This is a genomic window from Cyclobacteriaceae bacterium (assembly GCA_013141055.1).
Classification (GTDB): Bacteria; Bacteroidota; Bacteroidia; order Cytophagales; family Cyclobacteriaceae; genus ELB16-189.
The window spans coordinates 1,963,275-1,984,324 of sequence record JABFRS010000001.1; the positions used below are offsets into that span (position 1 = coordinate 1,963,275).

At 42.2% G+C, this 21,050-nt stretch carries 12 protein-coding genes and 1 pseudogene; 11 read left to right on the top strand and 2 right to left on the bottom strand.

Annotated features, from left to right (window positions below):
• Positions 1 to 15: 15 nt before the first annotated feature.
• The 7 genes from HOP08_08800 to HOP08_08830 all read left to right on the top strand — a co-directional run bounded on the left by HOP08_08800 (position 16) and on the right by HOP08_08830 (position 9,062).
• Positions 16 to 984, top strand: a complete 969-nt coding sequence (locus HOP08_08800) for a stage II sporulation protein M (GenBank protein ID NOT75014.1) — start codon at positions 16 to 18, stop codon at positions 982 to 984.
• A complete protein-coding gene (locus tag HOP08_08805; protein ID NOT75015.1) occupies positions 962 to 1,933 on the top strand; it encodes a hypothetical protein in 972 nt (323 codons plus the stop codon). Before HOP08_08800 ends, HOP08_08805 begins: the two co-directional genes overlap by 23 nt.
• 14 nt (positions 1,934 to 1,947) lie before the next feature.
• Positions 1,948 to 2,712, top strand: coding sequence for a DUF4129 domain-containing protein (locus tag HOP08_08810; protein NOT75016.1), 765 nt, complete (start codon positions 1,948 to 1,950; stop codon positions 2,710 to 2,712).
• The gene (locus tag HOP08_08815; protein NOT75017.1) at positions 2,709 to 3,893 is read left to right on the top strand and encodes a DUF4350 domain-containing protein; all 1,185 of its coding nucleotides are present in this window, start codon (positions 2,709 to 2,711) and stop codon (positions 3,891 to 3,893) included. The genes HOP08_08810 and HOP08_08815 overlap by 4 nt, the downstream gene beginning before the upstream one ends.
• 10 nt (positions 3,894 to 3,903) lie before the next feature.
• Positions 3,904 to 4,881 (top strand): MoxR family ATPase, encoded by a 978-nt coding sequence (locus HOP08_08820; GenBank protein ID NOT75018.1) that lies wholly within the window; start codon positions 3,904 to 3,906, stop codon positions 4,879 to 4,881.
• The gene (locus HOP08_08825) at positions 4,881 to 6,212 is read left to right on the top strand and encodes a DUF58 domain-containing protein (protein ID NOT75019.1); all 1,332 of its coding nucleotides are present in this window, start codon (positions 4,881 to 4,883) and stop codon (positions 6,210 to 6,212) included. Before HOP08_08820 ends, HOP08_08825 begins: the two co-directional genes overlap by 1 nt.
• A gap of 120 nt (positions 6,213 to 6,332) precedes the next feature.
• On the top strand, positions 6,333 to 9,062 hold the full coding sequence (locus HOP08_08830) for a S9 family peptidase (GenBank protein ID NOT75020.1): 2,730 nt from the start codon (positions 6,333 to 6,335) through the stop codon (positions 9,060 to 9,062).
• A gap of 47 nt (positions 9,063 to 9,109) precedes the next feature.
• Here the strand turns inward: HOP08_08830 and HOP08_08835 are convergent, their stop codons facing one another.
• On the bottom strand, positions 9,110 to 10,804 hold the full coding sequence (locus HOP08_08835; protein ID NOT75021.1) for a GMC family oxidoreductase: 1,695 nt from the start codon (positions 10,802 to 10,804) through the stop codon (positions 9,110 to 9,112).
• 234 nt (positions 10,805 to 11,038) lie between these two features.
• Here HOP08_08835 and carB point away from each other — a divergent pair.
• Positions 11,039 to 13,854 (top strand): annotated as a pseudogene (carB, locus tag HOP08_08840) (carbamoyl-phosphate synthase large subunit).
• A gap of 45 nt (positions 13,855 to 13,899) precedes the next feature.
• Here carB and HOP08_08845 read toward each other — a convergent pair.
• On the bottom strand, positions 13,900 to 16,353 hold the full coding sequence (locus HOP08_08845; protein ID NOT75022.1) for an FtsX-like permease family protein: 2,454 nt from the start codon (positions 16,351 to 16,353) through the stop codon (positions 13,900 to 13,902).
• 139 nt (positions 16,354 to 16,492) lie between these two features.
• Between HOP08_08845 and HOP08_08850 the strand changes: the two genes are divergently transcribed.
• From HOP08_08850 to secA, 3 genes are all read left to right on the top strand, one after another.
• On the top strand, positions 16,493 to 16,705 hold the full coding sequence (locus tag HOP08_08850) for a hypothetical protein (GenBank protein NOT75023.1): 213 nt from the start codon (positions 16,493 to 16,495) through the stop codon (positions 16,703 to 16,705).
• A 32-nt stretch (positions 16,706 to 16,737) separates the two neighbouring features.
• Positions 16,738 to 17,514 (top strand): diaminopimelate epimerase, encoded by a 777-nt coding sequence (gene dapF / locus HOP08_08855; protein ID NOT75024.1) that lies wholly within the window; start codon positions 16,738 to 16,740, stop codon positions 17,512 to 17,514.
• 186 nt (positions 17,515 to 17,700) lie between these two features.
• Positions 17,701 to 21,048 (top strand): preprotein translocase subunit SecA, encoded by a 3,348-nt coding sequence (gene secA, locus HOP08_08860; protein NOT75025.1) that lies wholly within the window; start codon positions 17,701 to 17,703, stop codon positions 21,046 to 21,048.
• Positions 21,049 to 21,050 lie beyond the last annotated feature (2 nt).

Below are 21,050 nucleotides of genomic sequence, written 5' to 3' on the forward strand. Positions count from 1 at the left end.
GCCTAATTATGGTCTATGCGTGAAGCTGCTTTTATACAACAAAATCGTCCGCGATGGGAAGCTTTTGAGAAAGTAGTGAGTCAGCCAAAAACGGCAAAACCTGACCAGCTTGCAGAATTATTCATTCAGATCACGGACGACCTTTCTTTTTCAAGGACACAGTATCCAAACAGTCGCACGACAAATTATCTGAACGCACTGGCAAGCAAAATTCACCTTGAGATCTACAAAAACAAGAAGGAAGAGAAAAGCAGGTTCATCACGTTCTGGAAATCCGAACTTCCCCTGGTGTTGTATGAGGCGCGCAAATCAATGTTGTATGCACTTATCATTTTTCTTTTAGCAATTGTTATCGGCGCGCTCTCTGCTGCTTACGATGATTCCTTTGCCCGGTTGATCCTTGGAGATGGCTATGTTAACATGACCCTTGAAAATATCAAGAATGGAAATCCGACTTCAGTTTATTCGGATACCGGAAGTGAAATAGCAATGTTCGTTGGAATAGCCTGGAATAATATCCGGGTCTCTTTTATGATCTTCGCTTACGGAGTATTCTTTTCACTGGGAACAGGATTGCATCTGTTCTATAACGGTGTAATGGTGGGATCGTTTGTTACTTTTTTCTATCGTCAGCATGAGCTTGCCCAGGCATTTCCTGTCATCATGCTTCACGGAACGATTGAGCTTTCTTCCATCGTAATTGCAGGAGCAGCAGGATTTACAATGGGTAACAGTCTGATTTTCCCTGGCACCTACTCGCGATTGGATTCATTCAAGGCAGGCGCCTTAAGAGGATTGAAGATCATTATGGGACTTGTTCCTTTTTTTATACTGGCTGCGTTCATCGAAGGAGTGATTACCCGCTATGCTTTTATGCACTGGAGTTTAAAAGCATTGATCATTTCTCTTTCCGCGATCCTCATGGTTTACTATTTTGTCATTTACCCTTACAAGCTTCGCAATGGGAAACTTCAGATTAATTGAATTTCAAAAGACCCGTAACTTCAGCGATAAGGTTTCTATAACCTTTGTATTCTTCCGGCAGAACTTTAAAGGTCTTTCCAGAAGTCTTCTATATATCGCCGGTCCACCCATTTTGGTTTCCAGTCTATTGATGGGAAGTTCTATGAAAGGCATATTCAGCAACAGTACTGCCGGACCAGAAGCAATGGCTAACTATTTCGGATCCGTGAACTTATGGATTGAGATGCTGCTCTCATTTGTCTTCTTTGTGGTGAGTATAGTTTCCATCATTGCCACCATCAATAATTATCTGATCCTTTATCAGGAAAAACAAACTAATGAAATTGAAGTCAGTGAGGTTTGGCAAAGAGTACGCAAAACTTTTTTCATGTATCTGATTTCATCGTTTCTGTTTGGCCTCTTTGCGATGATTGCCTATTTTCTTTTGATCATTCCTACCGTTGTTCTTGCCGCAATTTCACCACTCCTTATATTTCTGGGAATCCTGGTTCTTTTCGGAGGGTTTGTATATCTCTTCATCAGTGCTTCCTTATTGTTCGTGGTGCAGGGCTTCGAAAAAAGAAATTTTTTCACAGCTGTGGAGAGATCTTTTAAACTGACGCGCGGAAAATGGTGGAGCACTTTTGGAATTTATCTGATCCTGATGCTGCTGGTGATCACCATCGCCTATGTTTTCTTTATTCCAGGTTACCTGATTATGATAATGGGCTCCCTGCACAATACAGAAGGAAGTTCCTTCAATGAAAGTGGTGGCATTTTAAGTTTCGTAGTAATGATGAGCATGACGCTCTACTTTCTTTCATTCATGCTTCTGATCTGTCTTCCAATGATTGGCTTATCCTTTCAGTATTTTAATCTTGTTGAATTAAAAGAAGCGAGGGGACTTTTGAGTCAGATCAATACTATTGGAGAGGTTCCCATCGCACCAACCGAAGAAGAGCATTACTAAATTTTTTCCTCATCATGCGATTCATTTTCTCCTTCATCATTGCTCTCATCGTCAGCTTCACATTAGCTGGTCAGGATAGCACGAAGCTTGATGTTGACTCCATTAAAGCATACATTAATAATCGTTTTGACAATGAAGAAATCATTGGCTCACCCGATTCAACTATTATTGAAGCGCGTTCATTCGATCAAAAGAAATTAGACGAACTAAAGAACGACGATGATTTCGATTATCGGCAGCCCCCCACGGTAGCGGAAAGTATCTGGACCAGATTCCTGGAATGGCTCTACCAGATGTTTGGATGGATCTTCCGAAGTGCCGTTTCCACAAGTTGGGGAAGGGTTTTTCTATACCTTCTCGGAATAGGATTAGTTGTTCTGATTGTTCTGCTGCTGCTTAAAGTGGACGCTTTGCGGATATTCTATTCCGGCTCAGATAAGGGAGCGTTAAACTATCAGACCGTTGAAGAGAATATTCATGAAATGGATTTCGATAAGCTTATCCAGCAAGCTTTGGACAAGAAAGAGTACCGGCACGGCGTGAGGTTAACTTTTCTCTATGCGCTTAAGCTATTGTCAGATAAGCAGCATGTTGACTGGCGGCCAGGAAAAACCAATCATGATTATACGCAAGAACTTAAAAAAACTGATCTCAAAATTGGATTCAGTGAGCTGAGTTTCTATTTCGATTATGCGTGGTACGGTGATTTCAATGTCAACGAAACAATGTATGAAAGAGTAAAATTAATTTTCGACAACTGGAGAAAGAGGATTGAATGAAAAAGGATTGGAAATACATTCTTTATCTCTCTCTGGCTTTCGGCGTGTACCTGATAGTGCAACTTTCGAGTCCGAAGAGTTTCGACTGGACTCCAACTTATGCATCTGAGGACAAGAATCCTTTTGGAGCGTACGCTTTAAAGCAGTTGCTGCCAGAAATCTTTAAAGGAAAAAAGATCAGTGTATCCAATCAGACGATCTATGAATTAAAAGATAGTCTGAAGGCCGATGAGAATATTCTGATTCTTACCCACCACTTTAATATGAAGGAGGAAGATTCCAAAGTTCTTCTTGAACATGCCGCCAGGGGTGCATCTGTTTTTATAGCTGCTCAATCATACTATGGTACACTGGCAGACACATTAAATATCAATACTTACGACTATCTCTTCAGAAACTCTATCTATGAACAACGAGGCGACACCTCATTCGTCAAGTTTGTCAATAGAAATCTTGATACAGCGCGACACTATATTTTTAAGCGTGATAATATTCACAACTACTTCGGAACCTTTGACAGCACACGCACCTCCGTCATTGCAGAAAATGATTTTCATCAACCAGTTGCTCTTCGTGTGGTATGGGGGAAGGGAAGCATAATCCTGAATTGCATCCCCTTAGCCTTCTCTAATATCTATGCCATAAAAGGCGATGCGGCTGAATTTATGTCGACATCATTGTCCTATTTACCTGACAGGGATACCTATTGGAGTGAATTTTATAGTGTGGGAAGAATGGAAGCCAGTACACCGCTTCGTTTTATTTTAACACGCGAGCCGCTGGCATGGGCATATTATCTTTCTATTATTTCTCTATTGATCTTCATGATATTTGAGGCAAAACGCAAACAGCGGATTATTCCTATTATTCCTCCATTACAAAACACCACGCTCGAATTCACAGGCATCATTGGAAATCTTTATTATCAACGGGGCGACCACAAGAACATTGCTGAAAAGAAAATCCTGTTCCTGTTTGATCAGATCAGGACAAAGCATTTTTTGAATCCCAATGACGTGAGCGAGAATTTTGTTTTAACATTGGCAAAGAAATCCGGGAAATCAGAAACTGATGTAAGGAAATTATTTGATCTCATCCGCGAAATACTTAAGAAGCCTTCTATCAAAGAGGGTGAATTGATCGAATTAAACAGAAGAATAGAGTCCTTTAATGAAAAGTAAATAAACAATCATGGCAGACAACATTTTTGAAAACCGGCTTGACTTAAGTGGCCTCCAGCAAAACGTCAAGCGTATTCGCGAAGAGATTGGAAAAATCATTGTTGGCCAGGAAGCCATGGTCGATCTTCTCCTCACCGCCCTGTTGGCAGATGGACATATTCTGATTGAAGGAGTACCCGGCGTTGCCAAAACACTCACGGCAAAGCTGCTCGCTCGTGTAATCTCAGTTGACTTTAGCCGCATACAATTTACTCCTGACTTAATGCCTTCCGATGTATTAGGAACTTCAGTTTTTAATATGAAGACATCAGAATTCGAATTCAAATCAGGTCCCATCTTTTCAAACATTGTATTGATTGATGAGATCAACCGCGCGCCGGCAAAAACACAGGCCGCTCTTTTTGAAGTCATGGAAGAACGTCAGGTAACGGTTGATGGTCATTCTTATAAAATGAAAAGTCCTTATCTCGTTGTGGCTACTCAAAATCCTATCGAACATGAAGGAACTTATCGCTTGCCGGAAGCTCAACTGGATCGCTTTCTTTTCAAGATCGTAGTAAACTATCCTAACCTGGATCAGGAGTTTAGCATTATCTCACGACAGCATAATCGGAAATCACAATCTGCAACGGAACAGGTAAACGCTGTGCTATCTGCTGAAAGTCTTGCAGCATTCCGTGAGTTGGCTCAGGCTGTCCATCTCGAGGAGAATCTTATGCGATACATTGCCCAGATCGTTCACGAGACCCGCAGCAACTCATCTTTATTTCTGGGCGCTTCGCCACGAGCATCCATTGCAATTCTGAATGCATCAAAGTCCTATGCCGCATTGCAGGGTCGCGATTTTGTAACGCCTGAAGATATCAAGATCGTTGCGCTGCCTGTGTTACGTCATCGCATTATGCTTAATCCTGATAAAGAGATGGAGGGCGTATCCACAGATGAGGTTATCAAACAGATCATTGACAAAATTGAAGTGCCGCGATAGTGAAAGTCTTCCGAAACCTTTATATCAACAATCGTTTCTTCTATATCATAGGAGCACTCGTTGTGCTTTTTATTCTGACGTTTGTTTTAAGTAATGGTGTGTGGATTCCAAAAATTCTATTCTATCTGTTTGTTGGAGTCATTCTGACAGATGCTTTGCTTTTGTTTCGCGTGAAGCGCGGCATGAACGGACACCGTCTTGCTCCTGACCGGCTCTCCAACGGTGATGAGAATGATATAAAGATCCATCTTGAAAACTTTTACACCTTCCCGGTTTCGCTGAGGATCTTCGATGAACTCCCACATCAGTTTCAACGAAGAGATCTTGAGTTCAATATAAAAATGAAGTCAGGTGATCAGGAGGTGATTCTTTATCACTTGCGTCCTGTTAAACGTGGTGAGTATTCTTTTGGAGCCGTTAATGTTATTGTGAGTTCTCCTCTGTTGTTACTGGCGCGCAGGTTTTCATTTTCGGGTGATAAGATGGTGCCGGTATACCCGTCGTATTTGCAGATGCGCAAGTATGAACTCCTCGCTATCAGCAACAGGTTGACAGAAGTTGGAATAAAGAAGATCAGGAAGATCGGCCAGAATCAGGAATTTGAACTGATCAAGGAGTATGTAAATGGTGATGATATCCGCACACTGAACTGGAAAGCAACGGCGAGAAAATCCAGGTTGATGGTGAATCAGTTTCAGGATGAAAGGTCGCAGCAGGTATATTCTCTTATTGACAAAGGTCGTGTGATGCAGATGCCTTTCAATGGACTAAGTCTTCTGGACTACGCGATCAATGCCTGTCTTGTGATCTCCAACATTGCCATCAAAAAATTCGATAAGGCAGGATTGATTACTTTTCAGGATAAGGTTGGAACGATGCTTCCGGCCAGCAGGCGTAACAACCAGATGGCAGTGATTCAGGAAGTTCTGTATCATCAAAAGACCGCTTTCCGCGAATCAGATTATTCAATGCTTCATGCTCAGGTGAGAAGCAAGATCAATCAGCGGAGCCTCCTGCTTCTGTTTACAAATTTTGAAAGTGTCTATTCAATGGAGAGACAATTGCCCTACCTGAAAAGTCTTTCTCAGCGTCACTTACTGGTGGTAATCTTTTTTGAAAACACTGAAATGAAATCATTGCTGGAATCTCCTGCTGGTACCGTGAAAGATATTTACTACAAAGCGGTTGCAGAGAAGTTCAGCTATGATAAAAAGTTGATTGTAAAAGAGCTGAAGAGAAGAGGGATCCAATCCATTCTCACTACACCGGAGCAACTTACAGTGAATACAATCAATAAGTATCTTGAACTAAAGGCCAGAAATCTGATTTAAGGTTTGATGCCTTTTTCTCTTGTTTATAATTCTTCTCCAATCTTCAAAAACAACCGTTTATAAAAACACTGACTCATTCTGTGTGCGTTCTTACTAAATTTCCTTCATACCCGCACCTTTATGAAAAAATCAATCCTGATACTGTCCTTGCTATTGATCGCAGCTACTGCATTCAGTCAGCAAAAACCTCTTACTATTAAAGATTACGCTAAGTGGTCAAGAGTTGTTGATCCTGTAATTTCCAACGACGGAAAATGGTTTGCCTACAGCCATCGTGTCAATGGCGGCAACGATACATTGATCATCAAAAATCTTGAGTCTGATAAAATCTACAAAGTCAAGTTTGCTGCAAGTCCTGCATTTTCAGAGAACAGCAAATGGGTATCATTTGTCATAAAGCCTTCACGGGAAGAAGATAAGAAACTCAAAAAAGACAAGAAGCCGGTTCTTAACTCAGCGGGTATTCTCAATCTGGAAACCGGCAAGAAATCAGTCATTGACAGAATGGACGCCGCTGCATTCTCCAATAATTCTGCTGTCTATGCAGTCCTCCGCAAAAAACCTTCTGATGACAATTCGAAACATGAAGGCAAGGATCTTATTCTTAAAAAACTGGATGATGGTTCGCTGGTGAATATTGGCAACGTAGGGTCCTTCGTTTTCAATCAGAAAGGAAATTTACTGGCATACACAGTGGATGCTGATAAAATGAGCGGCAACGGGCTCTATTTATATAATACTGGGACGGGCGAAATGAAGACACTCGATACCGATTCAGCTACTTACAGTCAGCTTGCATGGGATGATGCAACGGCTTTACGATCTGAATGGGCTAATAAAGGAAAACATCTCGCCATTCTGAAAGGAGTTTCGCGCGACACGACCATGTACAGAGACAATTCATTACTGGTATTTATGAATGTCCTGACCCCGGCTTACAGAAAACAAATCTTCCCGTCTTCTTCACTTATTGGTCTTCCTAAAAGAAATATTGTGAGCGAGAATTTCAAACCAGCCTTTTCAAATGATGGATCACTGGTTTTCATTGGCGTCCGCGCGCAGGAGAAAAAGATAAAGATGAGCAAAGACACACTCGCCAATCTTGATGTCTGGCATTGGAAAGATGAACAGATCCAATCTGTTCAAATGAAGCGCTCTGAGCAAAATAAGAAATACACTTATTTGTGTTCCGTAAATCCATCAACAGGAATATTTTCGCGCCTCAGCGATGAAACATTGAGAGATGTAAACCTTTCAAAAAATTCAACCTATGCAGTGGGTCGCAATGACAAACCATACATTGATGATGTTAATTGGGGAGTTTCTCCTGCGGATCTGTACCGTGTAACATTGAAAGACGGGAAGCGCGAACTTTTTGCCAAGCTGGTAAACCGTCCACTCGGATATTCGCCAGATGGTAAATACTATCTCTTCCAGCTTGATTCATCCCTACACGTCGTTGATCTCTCAACGAATAAAGTAACAAATATTTCAAAGGCAGCGCCTGTTCGCTTCATGAATATGGAGCATCCTTATCCTCATGAAAAACCTCCCTTTGGAGTTGCGGGTTGGACAAAGGATGGAAAGAGTGTTGTCGTTAATCACAAATATGATCTCTGGATGCTTTCTCTTGATGGAACAAAAGCATCAAATCTTACCGCTGGCGTTGGCACGAAAGAAGAAATTCATTTCAATTACGTTCCAATGGATCCGATGGAACCTTTCATCGATACCAAAAAACCTATACTTCTATCTGCGGATGGTGAATGGACTAAGAAGTCTGGATTTTACTCAGTGATAGCAGGACAGGAACCAAAAGTAGTTCTATATGAAGACCGGAATTATGGCCCACCAAGAAAAGCATTGAATGCTGACAAAGTATTCTACAACGTTCAGACTTTCGTTGATTTTCCCGATTACTATGTGAGCAATTCAGGTTTTATGAATGCCAAAAAAGTCACGAATGCCAACCCTCAGCAAAAAAATTATGCATGGGGTAAGAGGGTCCTAATTGACTATACCAACAGCAAAGGACAAAAGCTTCAGGGTACCCTAACGCTTCCTGCTAATTATGAGGCTGGAAAGAAATATCCGATGATCGTTTACTTCTACGAAAAGATGTCGCAGGAACACAATAGCTATTCTATGCCTACATACGATGACCGGCCACACATGTCATTGTATTCCAGCAATGGATATCTGGTTTTCCAACCCGATAATGTCTATGATGAGGGTCGTCCCGGAACGAGTGCCCTGGATTGCATTACCTCTGCCACAAAAAAAGTAATTGATCTCGGCTATGCCGATCCAAAGAAAATTGGTTTGCAGGGACATAGCTGGGGTGGATATCAAAGTTCATTCATCCTCACACAAACAGATATGTTTGCATGTGTAGTTACCGGTGCACCACCTACCAATCTTGAAAGCTTCTATAATAATATCTATGGAAGCACTGGAACCAATCACCATGGCATTATGGAGATAGGGCAGGTACGAATGGGAAAAAATATGACGCCATGGTCGGCACGCGAGGCTTATCAACGCGAATCACCAATGGTTCATGCACCAAAGATCAAAACTCCTTTCATGATCCTTCATGGCACTGCTGATGGTGCGGTGGATTGGAACCAGGGTCTTGAATATTATAACGCTGCCAGAAGATTGAATAAGCAGGTGATCTTTCTATCCTATCCAAACGAAGGTCATCATTTGGCAATCGAAGCAAATCAAAAAGACTTTCTGGTTCGCATGCAGCAATACTTCGACTATTACCTGAAGGGAACGCCCGCTCCGGCATGGATGCTTGAAGGAGTTGCAAACATTGATAAGAAGTATGATCGTGGCGAGTAGGTAAGAAGACTGGAGTAGTGAAGAATATTTCTGCACTATTCCAGTTTTTAAATATTTCCTTTCTTCATCTCATCTACCGCATACGCACAGGCTCTTGCTGTCATCGCCATATACGTTAATGAAGGATTGACACATGAAGACGAGGTCATAAAAGATCCATCTGTAATAAATACGTTTTTGACGGCATGCATCTGATTGAATCCATTTAATACGGAGGTCTTTGAATCTCTTCCCATCCTGACAGAACCCATTTCGTGATTTGCATTGCCGGGAAAAGAAATAGTCGAATAAGGTCTTACATTTTTAAATCCAGCAGATTCAAGCATTTCAGCAGCGGCTATTGCAATGTCGCGATGCATGGCATGCTCATTCTCTTTGAACTCACAATCAACGCTTAGAGTTGGTCGTCCCCATTTATCTTTCTTGTCTGTATTTAGTACAGCGCGATTCGTCGAATAAGGAAGACATTCTCCAAAACCACTTAGCCCCATTGTCCACGGGCCTGGCGCCTGTGCTTCCTTTTTAAGTTCATCACCAATAGCATCAGTATATAGATCGCTTCTCCAACCCTGGCGCGATGCTCCACCCTGATAACCAAATCCACGGATGTAATCATTCCTTTTTTCTTTCAGATTGCGAAAGCGAGGGACATAAATTCCATTGGGTCTTCTTCCTGAATAATACTGATCATCGAATCCCTCAACCGTCGCTTCAGCGCCTGCACCTTTATGGTGATCCATAATATTTCTTCCGACCTGATCGCTGTCATTGCCCAGGCCATTCGGAAACCGACTCGATAACGAACCCAAAAGAATGGCAGTTGTTGCCATAGTGGAAGCATTCAGAAAAATAATACTTGAATAAAATTCCGTTGTCTCATTTGTTTCTGTATCAATGATCTCAACACCTGTCGCTTTTTCTTTTTTATCATCGTAGATAATTTTATTAACCAGGGAATTGGGTCGTAGGGTTAAGTTGCCCGTAGCAAATGCTGCTGGTAATGTGCTGGCATTCGTACTGAAGTATGCTCCATAAGGACAGCCACGATAACAAAGATTTCTGTATTGACATGTTCCGCGTCCTTTTACCGGAGCAGTGAGATTCGCCGTTCGTCCTATTGTTACTTTCCTTCCAGGAAATTTTTCTTCAGCAATATTTTTGAAATGTTTCTCTACACAATTCAATTCCATTGGCGGTTGGAATTTCCCATCAGGCAAATGAGGAATATTTTCCGTCTGCCCTGATACCCCAATGAAGCTTTCGACGTAATCATACCAGGGAGCAATGTCTTTATAGCGTATGGGCCAATCCACTCCGTGTCCGTCAATAAGGTTGGCTTCAAAATCAAGGTCACTGAAACGATAGGTTTGTCTTGCCCAAAGCAATGATCTCCCACCTACAACGTCTCCGCGGATCCAGTCAAATCTCTGCACTTCCGAGTAAGGATTTTCCAGGTCGTCAATAAAGTAATGTTTACTGTCAGCCCTAATCGCATAGTGTCTTGTCTGGATGGGGAATCTCTTGAGATCTTCCTGAGTCAGCCTGTTCGCATTGGGAACTTCCCATGGAGAGAGAGTTGCTGTTGGATAATTGGGGTGCACTAAAGGTTTGCCTCTTTCAAGCAGGAGGACCTTCAAGCCCTTTTCACAAAGTTCTTTCGCTGCCCAGCCTCCACTGATCCCGGAACCGATAACGATTGCATCAAAAGTCTGCTGATCAGCGGCCTTGAGGTTGAGGTTCATTTGAATTTGCTGGTGATTGCTTTGAAAGACGTTGAATTATCAGATATACCCTTACGTGATTTACCGAGTTAAAAATTGCGAAAAATAGATCACAATCCGATAACAATTATTTGGGCAAATATCCTCACTTCGACCTCTCAACTCACTTGTTCAAAATATCATAGAATTAATTTTTCCGTTCTGCGGAATACGAATATTCTCTGGTTATTTTTGCCCGATTTATCCAATCCCGCCATGCCAAGAGACCGCAGTATTCGCTCAGTATTAATCATCGGAAGTGGTCCAATTATAATCGGACAGGCATGCGAATTCGACTATGCCGGTTCGCAGGCCTCAAGGTCGCTTCGTGAAGAAGGAATCGAGGTGATCCTCATCAATTCCAATCCGGCAACCATCATGACTGACAAGGTAACTGCCGACCACGTTTACCTTAAGCCTCTCGAAAAGAAGTATATCAGGGAAATCTTGGAAAAGCATCACGTTGATGCTGTTCTCCTACAATGGGCGGGCAAACCGCCTTGAATCTTTGTATCGACTGTGACAAGGCTGGTATCTGGGAACATTATGGAGTAAAGATCATCGGAGTTGACATATTGGCGATTGAGACGACTGAGGACCGCGAAAAATTCCGTCTGAAAATGAATGAGCTGAATGTTGGAGTCTGCAAAGGCGCAACAGCAACCTCCTTCCTTGAAGGAAAAGAAATTGCTCAGGAAATCGGATTCCCTCTTGTCATCCGTCCATCGTTTACCCTTGGCGGAACAGGTGGTGGCTTTGTTGAAAAACCAGAGGACTTTGATGCTGCTCTTAACCGTGGGCTTCATGCATCACCAATTCACGAGGTACTGGTGGAGCAAAGCATTATGGGTTAGAAAGAATATGAGCTTGAACTTCTTCGCGATGGAAATGGAAATGTGATCATCATCTGCTCTATTGAGAATTTTGATCCAATGGGAATTCATACAGGCGACTCAATCACCGTTGCTCCTGCCATGACCTTACCGGATACCGTTTATCAGCACATGCGTGATCTTGCTATCAAGATGATGAATGGTATCGGAAAGTTTGCAGGTGGCTGCAATGTTCAGTTCTCTGTCAATCCCGACAACGACGATCAGATCATTGGAATTGAAATCAATCCCCGTGTATCACGCTCTTCAGCGCTTGCATCAAAAGCAACAGGTTATCCTATTGCAAAGATTGCCGCCAAGCTTGCCATTGGCTATAATCTTGATGAATTAAGCAATGCCATTACCGGCACCACAACAGCATACTTCGAGCCTGCGCTTGATTATGTCATCGTAAAGATCCCTCGCTGGAACTTTGATAAGTTCCACGGTGCCGATCGTCGCTTAGGCTTGCAAATGAAATCCGTTGGTGAGGTAATGGGCATTGGAAGGAATTTCCAGGAAGCATTACAAAAAGCATGTCAGTCACTTGAGATCAGGAGAAATGGTTTGGGTGCTGATGGAAAAGAAGTAAAAAATCAAGCTGAGCTTCTGCACAGTCTTGAGCGCCCAAGCTGGAATCGCTTGTTCCATATTTATGATTCAATGAAGCTTGGCATTTCGATGAAGACCATTCAGCATCTAACAAAGATTGACAAATGGTTTTTGGATCAGATCTGGGAGTTGATTGAGGTTGAGCAAGAGATAGAAAAATATACACTGGATACCATTCCGGTATCGTTGATGCGTACAGCAAAAGAGAAGGGTTATGCGGATCGTCAGATCGCACATCTTATTGATTGCAAGGAAAGCCAGGTACATCTCAAGCGTCGCGAGATGGGAATCAATCGTGTCTACAAACTCGTGGATACCTGTGCAGCAGAATTTGACGCAAAGACGCCTTACTACTATTCAACTTTCGATTCAGAAAATGAATCAAAACCTTCTTCGCGGAAAAAAGTAATTGTTTTGGGTTCTGGTCCAAACAGAATTGGTCAGGGTATTGAGTTCGATTACTCCTGCGTGCACGGAATTCTTGCAGCAAAAGAGTGTGGGTATGAAGCAATCATGATCAATTGCAATCCTGAAACAGTTTCCACTGACTTTGACATCGCTGATAAGCTTTATTTCGAACCAGTATTCTGGGAGCATCTTTGGGATATTATTCAACACGAAAAACCAGAAGGCGTTATCGTTCAGTTGGGCGGCCAGACTGCATTGAAGCTTGCAGAAAAACTTAAAAAGTATGGCGTGAAGATCATGGGAACTTCTTATGAAGCCCTTGACCTTGCCGAAGATCGCGGAAGCTTCTCATCACTCTTAAAGGATCTCAATATTCCATACCCTGATTTTGGAGTTGCAACAGATGCGGATGAAGCTCTCGAAGTTTCCAAGACGATTGGATTCCCATTGTTGGTAAGGCCTTCTTATGTTTTGGGGGGCCAAAGCATGAAGATCGTAATCAATGAAACAGAGCTTGAGAATCATATTCTTGATATCTGGAAGCATCTTCCTGAAAACAAGGTTTTGTTAGATCATTTCCTTGACGGAGCTATCGAAGCAGAAGCTGATGCTATTTGTGATGGAGAGGATGTCTATATCATTGGTATCATGCAACACATTGAGCCTGCCGGTATTCACTCCGGTGACTCATACGCCGTACTTCCCCCTTACAACCTCGGTGATTTTGTAATGAAGCAAATCGAAACGTATACAAAGAGAATTGCTTTGGCATTGAAAACTGTCGGATTGATCAACATTCAGTTCGCCATTAAAGGAGATACTGTTTACATCATTGAAGCAAATCCACGAGCATCAAGAACGGTCCCGTTTATCTGCAAGGCATATGATGAGCCTTACGTTAACTATGCCACAAAAGTGATGTTGGGCGAAAAGAAGGTGAAGGATTTCACATTCAATCCTACAAAGAAGGGTTATGCGATCAAGGTTCCTGTGTTCTCCTTTAGCAAATTCCCTGAAGTAAATAAAGAATTGGGTCCTGAAATGAAATCAACGGGTGAGGCGATCTACTTCATCGATGATTTAATGGACGATTATTTTCTCAATATTTACTCAGAAAGAAATCTCTATCTGAGTCGTTAGACATTTTGGGATGAGATATTGAGTTCATATCTCATCCCTATATTACTATTGGCTTCTCAATGATTTTACCGGATTCACAATTGCAGCCTTGATCGACTGATAGCTTACCGTTAGCCAAGCAATGCCCAGTGCTAATAATCCCGCTATCACAAAAGCTTCTACTCCAACAGGAATTCTATAGGCAAATCCACTGAGCCATTGCTCCATCATCCACCATGAAAAAGGTGTTGCCAGTACAAAAGCAATAATGACGAGTCTTGTAAAATCTTTTGATAATAAAACTACCACTCCCCCAACAGAAGCGCCGAGCACTTTGCGTACCCCAATTTCTTTTGTTCTGAGGCTTGCCGTATAAGCTGACAATCCAAATAACCCAACGCATGCAATGATTACTGCCAGGCCTGAAAAGACTCTGAACAATACTCCTGACCGCTGTTCTTCGGCATATCCCTGACTAAGATTATCATCAAGAAACTCGTACTGAAATGGTTGATCCGGTGCCAGTTCCTTCCATGCGCTTTCGACTTTGCCAATTACCTCCTTGAATCTGCCAGACTCAATTCGAATAGCGACATAATTTAAGGTTGCCTGTGAACCAAAAAGCTCTTTGTTATAGATTACTAATGGTGTGATCTCATCACGTAGAGATTGAAAATGGAAATTCTTAACAACTCCTATGACAGTAAAGTAGAGACCCCCTGCCTGGCCATTATTTCCCGGAGGGTCAGAGTTATAAATTTTATGACCGATCGGATTTGTCAGCCCAATCGTCTTTACGGCAGTTTCATTTAATATGACACTCAAAGAATCGCTCGTCTCCTTTGAAAAGAATTTGCCGTCTTGTAAATGAAGGCCTATCATCTCAGGGAATTCATCATCGAGCACCATTGCTTTCACAGTAAGAATTTCATCAAATCCCGCTGCCTTAAACTGCTGGCCAAACACATCATCCCGATTTCCTATCATTGAACCCGAACATGCCGCAGCATTAACACCTGGAATTGTCTTGACCTCCTCCACGAATGTGTTCGTTTTCTTTTGAAGACCGAAGGCCCGCTTTACCATCAACACCTGATCTTTTTCAAAACCAAGTTGCTTGTTCTGCATGAAACTCATCTGGTTTCCAACGACAAGTGTTCCCACGATCAGAATGATCGAAATCATGAATTGAAATACGACGAGCCCATTACGAAGCCATTTACCCTTTGAACTGCTGATGAAATTTCCTTTCATCACAACAACAGGATTGAAGCTTGATAAAACAAAAGCAGGGTAAAGTCCGGCAAGAAGACCTACAAACAAAGCAAATCCCAGTAGCCCGAGAATCATCTCTGCATTCAATGTTAGTTGAAGTTGCTTTGCAATCAGATCATTGAAAGACGGTAATAGTAAATAAGCACCAACAACTGCCAGCAGAGTTCCGATGACTGACAATATGAATGCCTCTGTGAGAAATTGAGCAATCAAGTTTCCTTTAAGAGATCCCATTACCTTCCTCACTCCTACTTCTCTTGCCCGCTCAGACGATCTTGCGGTGGCAAGGTTCATGAAGTTTATACATGCAATCACTAAAATCAGAACAGCAATCAAAGAAAGGGAGTAAACATATTTTTTATTGCCACTCGGCGACATTGTAAACTCAAGATTGGTAGGATCTAAGTGGATTTCAGTAAGAGGCTGCAAAAAATAACGATATCCGTTTCCTTCTTTCTTATAATCAATCCATGACTTCCCCAGCTTTGTTTCAATTTCTGCAGCAGCGTAGTTATCCACCATGCCTGGAAATTTTGCTTCCAAAGCACTGGCGCTTGCTCCTGGCTTTAACTTTATATAAGTCTGTGAATCAAAACCTGTATAGTTGAGAGTTTTAAGAAGTCGTGAAAGATCAATGGAGCCAATAAAATCATATCTCATGTGAGAGTTATCCGGCTGATCTTCAAATATTCCTGTTACTTTAAATTCTCCGAAGTCACCACTTAATGTTTTCCCCATTGGATCTTCCTCTCCAAAATATTTTCGGGCGGAAGAACGTGATACGATCACCTGGTCAGCCGCAGAGAGCGCAGTTCTTTTATCTCCTTTGATCAGATTCATATCAAAAAAAGAAAAGAACGAACTATCAGCAAAAAGAAAAAAATCTTCCTCAAAGGATTTAGTCTCACCTTCCAGCGGTCGGTATGAGATCGCAACGTTTTGATTCGGTCCCTGCATGATCAGCGTACTTTCCACTTCAGGATAATCACGCTGAACGGCTGGCGCAAATGAGTGAGGGATGGGCGAAAAGTAGGTCACATGGTTTGGATATTTCCTTTCCAAAACCATCTTATAAATACGGTCTGAATCCGCATAAAACTTGTCGTAAGAAGTCTCATGTTTTACATACAACACAATCAGGATGCAGGCCGTTATACTTACGGCAAGACCTAAAATATTAATGGAGGTGTAGACCCTTTGCTTTACCAAGCTTCGGATCGCGGTTTTTATGTAGTTTCTGAGCATAATTTATGGATGACAGAGGAACAAATCAGTTGCTGTTTCAAGTTATGTAATTCAAAACACTTCAACCATAGACCAAAAAAAGGCTAAAAACGACTTATTTTTCAATAATACTTTAACTTTGACTTTTGGTTACGCGACTATGTGGAAATTCATTATCATACTGGTGCTTCTGATCTACGTCCTGAATAAGGTTAGCAGCCTTATTTTCAAGGTTGCCGGGCCCAAGCAAACTCCTCCCAATTTCAGAAAACCACCGGAAGGAACCATCAACATGAACTCAGCTCCCCCACAGCCTAAAAAGAAAGGCGGACTAAAGGGTGGTGAATATGTTGATTACGAGGAAGTAAAATAATCCACTTAGTTTTCCAGTACAGGCATTCCTAAATGAAAATTCATTTTTATAAATATCAGGCAGCTGGCAATGACTTTGTTCTTGCCGATAATCGTGAAGGGAATCTTTCTTTCACCGATGCACAGGTTGCAAAGATTTGCGATCGCCGCTTTGGTATTGGTGCGGATGGTTTGATCCTGCTGGAAAAAGATCCTGTTCACAACTTTAAAATGATTTATCGCAATGCCGATGGAAGTGAAAGCTTCTGCGGTAATGGTTGTCGTGCAGCAGTTCATTTCGCAAACAAATTAGGCATCATAAAAGATACAGCTTCCTTCTCTGCTTATGATGGTCCTCACACTGCTAAGATATTACCGAAAGGTTTTGTCCGCTTCTCTTTAAAAGATGTGAATGCAGTGGAGTCAAAAGGTGACGACTACTATATTAATACTGGCACTGATCATAACATTCGCTTTGTAACAGATATTCATAATTATCCTGTAGCGGAAGAGGGAAGAAAGATCCGATACTCTAATCTTTACAAGCCGAAAGGAACGAATGCAAATTTCATTGAGGTAAGTCCTGATCAAAGCGTAACGTTTCGCATCTATGAAAGAGGTGTTGAAGCTGAAACCTATTCCAGTGGATCAGGAGCAACTGCCTGTGCGTTGGCGGTAGCAAAAGTTTATGGGTATAGTTCTCCCATTAAGTTGAATTCAAAAGGCGGAATTTTAACGGTTGAGTTCGAAACCCGCCAGAACGGCACATTTCATAACATCTTTCTAACTGGCCCTGTTGAGCTGGTTTTTGAGACCGAATCGGTCATTTAGCCTCACTTCTCTCCTCTTTAGGAGAATTCCTGCCAAAATGCGCCTGCGGGGGCGCTTTGGAACTATAATTGCACCCCTGAAAATCTTAACTTTACGGCCCGTTTGAAAGTTATTTTATGTGCTTCAATTGGTAAAAACACTGATTAAGGCGGCGCCTAAAAAAACAGGAACGATTAACGAATAGACATGCTAAAACTCATTGCCAAATTATTCGGCACCAAATCCGAGAAAGATATTAAGCGAGTGATGCCACTGGTGGAAGCCACGCAACGCGAGGGTGAAAAACTAAAGTCGATCTCTCATGACGAACTAAGGGGACAAACCACGGAAGTTCAGGATATTATCAACGCCAATCTGAAGCCTATCGACGATCAATTGGCTGGCCTTCACAAACAAGTGAATGATCATCCTGATCTTGATCTTCATGAAAAAGAAGCAATCTTTAATCAGATCGATCAGATCGAAAAAGACAGAAATAAGGAACTTGAAAAGGTATTGATGGATGTTCTTCCAAGAGCATTCGCGATTGTTCGTGAAACCGCAAGGCGCTTTAAAGAAAATGAATATCTGGAAGTGGCTGCTACCGAAATGGATCACCATCTGGCCCTTCGTCATGAGAACATAAAAATATCAGGCGATAAAGCTTTATGGCATAATCAATGGATGGCTGCCGGAAATCTCATCAAGTGGGACATGGTTCATTACGATGTTCAGATCATTGGTGGTATTGTTTTGCATGAAGGAAAGATTGCCGAAATGGCAACGGGTGAAGGAAAAACCTTAGTGGCAACTTTCCCAACATTCCTGAATGCATTGGCAAAGCGCGGAGTACACATCGTAACCGTGAATAATTATCTGGCAACACGCGATAGCGAATGGATGGCTCCCTTGTTCCAGTTTCATGGATTAACTATTGACTGTATTGATAAACATGAGCCAAATTCCATTGCACGTCGCAATGCATACCAGGCAGACATTACATACGGAACCAATAACGAATTCGGCTTTGATTACCTGCGTGATAATATGGCGCGTGAAACCGAAGAATTAGTGCAACGTGGCCATCACTATGCAATGGTGGATGAGGTGGATAGTGTTTTGGTTGATGAAGCCCGTACACCCCTAATCATTTCGGGTCCTGTTCCACGCGGAGATCAGCATGAGTTCTATGATTTGAAACCACGCATTTTTAAGGTGGTGGAAGCTCAAAAGAAGCTGATCACTCAGTTTTTGAATGATTCAAAGAAACAACTGGCGGAAGGAAATGAAAAAGATGGAGGGCTTGCTCTATTCCGTGCCCATCGCGGTATGCCGAAGTTCAAACCATTGATCAAATATCTTAGTGAATCCGGAAACAGGAATGTTTTACAGAAGACTGAAAACTATCACTTGCAGGATAACAAAAAGGAAATGCCAAAGGCAGACGCTCCATTGTTTTTTGTGATCGATGAAAAAGATAATAGTGTTGAGCTTACTGACAAGGGGATTGATTTGATCACCGGTGAAGGTGAAGATCCCAAGCTGTTCATACTTCCTGAAATAGGAATGGAGCTCAATCAGATTGAAAAAGACACGACACTCGATGCAGCTGCTCAGCTTCAGAAGAAAGAGGAGTTGATTCGCGAGTATTCAACAAAGTCACAGCGTATTCATAGTATCAATCAGTTACTGAAAGCTTATACTTTATTCGAGCGTGATACAGAATATATCATTGTAGATGGTAAAGTGAAGATTGTTGATGAGCAAACAGGTCGTGTACTGGATGGAAGACGCTATTCAGATGGATTACACCAGGCGATCGAAGCAAAAGAGAGTGTTAAGGTAGAAGACGCGACACAGACGTATGCCACCATCACCCTTCAGAATTATTTCCGCATGTATCACAAGCTTGCGGGTATGACCGGAACAGCAGAGACAGAAGCTGGAGAACTCTGGGATATTTATAAATTGGATGTTGTTGCAATCCCAACCAACAGGCCCGTCACCCGTAAGGATATGGATGATCTTGTGCATAAAACCATGCGTGAGAAATTCAATGCTGTAGTAGAAGAAATTGTATTGCTGACAAAGGAGGGAAGACCTGTTCTTGTTGGTACCACTTCCGTGGAAATATCAGAATTGTTAAGTCGCATGTTGCAACTTCGCAAGATCAAGCACAATGTCTTGAATGCAAAGCAACATCAACGCGAGGCAGAAATTGTTGCAGAAGCAGGAAAGCCTAGTACTGTTACCATCGCCACCAACATGGCAGGTCGCGGAACAGATATTAAACTAACACCGGAATCACGCGCTGCAGGTGGGCTTGCTATTATCGGAACGGAACGCCACGAATCACGTCGCGTGGATCGTCAGTTGCGTGGTCGTTCAGGTCGTCAGGGAGATCCTGGAACTTCCAAGTTCTATGTTTCTCTTGAAGACAATCTGATGCGCTTGTTCATGCCAGAGCGTATTGCCCGTATCATGGATCGTCTTGGATTAAAAGAGGGAGAAGTGATTTCCCATTCGATGGTTACCAACTCTATCGAGCGTGCACAGAAAAAAGTAGAGGAGAATAACTTCGGTATACGCAAGCGACTGCTGGAGTATGATAACGTGATGAACTCACAGCGTGAGGTTATCTACAAAAGAAGAAGGAACGCATTGTTTGGAGAACGTCTTCAATTGGACATCCTCAACATGCTATTTGATACTTGTGATGACCTTGCCGCAAACGCAAAGGCTGGAGAAACACTGGAAAATTTCAAAGTGAATTTGTTGAGTACCCTTGGTCTTGATTTTAACATCACAGCAGATGAATATTCAAGCTGGGATCAGCCGAAGCTTGCAGAAAATCTCTATCAACAGGCACTTAATCACTATGAGTCAAAAAATAAAGCTGCTGCTCAAAAATCATTGCCGGTTATTCTTGATATCTATCGGACGCGCGGAGCGAATATTCAAAATATCTCGGTGCCGTTCAGTGATGGTATAAAGCAAATTGAAGTTGCTGCTCCATTGAAGAAATGTGTTGACACCAATAATTCGGAATTGATTCGCTCGATGGAGAAAATGATCACATTGGCGATCATCGACATGCAATGGAAAGAACACCTTCGCGACATGGATGACCTGAAGCAAAGTGTTCAAAATGCGGTTTATGAACAAAAGGATCCATTGTTGATCTATAAGTTTGAAGGATTTGAAGCATTCAAACGATTCATTGCAAGGGTGAATGAAGAAACAATCTCTTTCCTTATGAAGGCAGACATTCCTACCCAGGAACCCGAGCGTCTTCAGGAGGCTCGTTCACAAAAACGTCAACGTTTCAGTGAGCAGAAGGATGAATCACAATCTCTTCTTCAGGGAGGTGGTGCGCCACAGGCTCCGAGAAATGAGGTTGAGCAAAAAGTCATGCCAGTAAAATCTGAAAAGATGGCCGGGCGGAATGATAAGGTTACGGTTCAATATCAGGATGGTCGTGTAGCGAAAGATGTGAAATACAAAAAGGTTGAGGAAGACATCAAGAGCGGTCGTTGCATCGTTATCGAACAATAAGT

Excerpts from the sequence above, each read along its gene's own strand:
- HOP08_08850 (NOT75023.1), top strand. The coding sequence starts at position 16,493 with ATGTGGAAATTCATTATCATACTGGTGCTTCTGATCTACGTCCTGAAT.
- dapF (NOT75024.1), top strand. The coding sequence starts at position 16,738 with ATGAAAATTCATTTTTATAAATATCAGGCAGCTGGCAATGACTTTGTT.
- HOP08_08815 (NOT75017.1), top strand. The coding sequence starts at position 2,709 with ATGAAAAAGGATTGGAAATACATTCTTTATCTCTCTCTGGCTTTCGGC.
- HOP08_08845 (NOT75022.1), bottom strand. The coding sequence starts at position 16,353 with ATGCTCAGAAACTACATAAAAACCGCGATCCGAAGCTTGGTAAAGCAA.
- secA (NOT75025.1), top strand. The coding sequence starts at position 17,701 with ATGCTAAAACTCATTGCCAAATTATTCGGCACCAAATCCGAGAAAGAT.
- HOP08_08800 (NOT75014.1), top strand. The coding sequence starts at position 16 with ATGCGTGAAGCTGCTTTTATACAACAAAATCGTCCGCGATGGGAAGCT.
- HOP08_08835 (NOT75021.1), bottom strand. The coding sequence starts at position 10,804 with ATGAACCTCAACCTCAAGGCCGCTGATCAGCAGACTTTTGATGCAATC.
- HOP08_08830 (NOT75020.1), top strand. The coding sequence starts at position 6,333 with ATGAAAAAATCAATCCTGATACTGTCCTTGCTATTGATCGCAGCTACT.
- HOP08_08805 (NOT75015.1), top strand. The coding sequence starts at position 962 with ATGGGAAACTTCAGATTAATTGAATTTCAAAAGACCCGTAACTTCAGC.
- HOP08_08820 (NOT75018.1), top strand. The coding sequence starts at position 3,904 with ATGGCAGACAACATTTTTGAAAACCGGCTTGACTTAAGTGGCCTCCAG.
- HOP08_08810 (NOT75016.1), top strand. The coding sequence starts at position 1,948 with ATGCGATTCATTTTCTCCTTCATCATTGCTCTCATCGTCAGCTTCACA.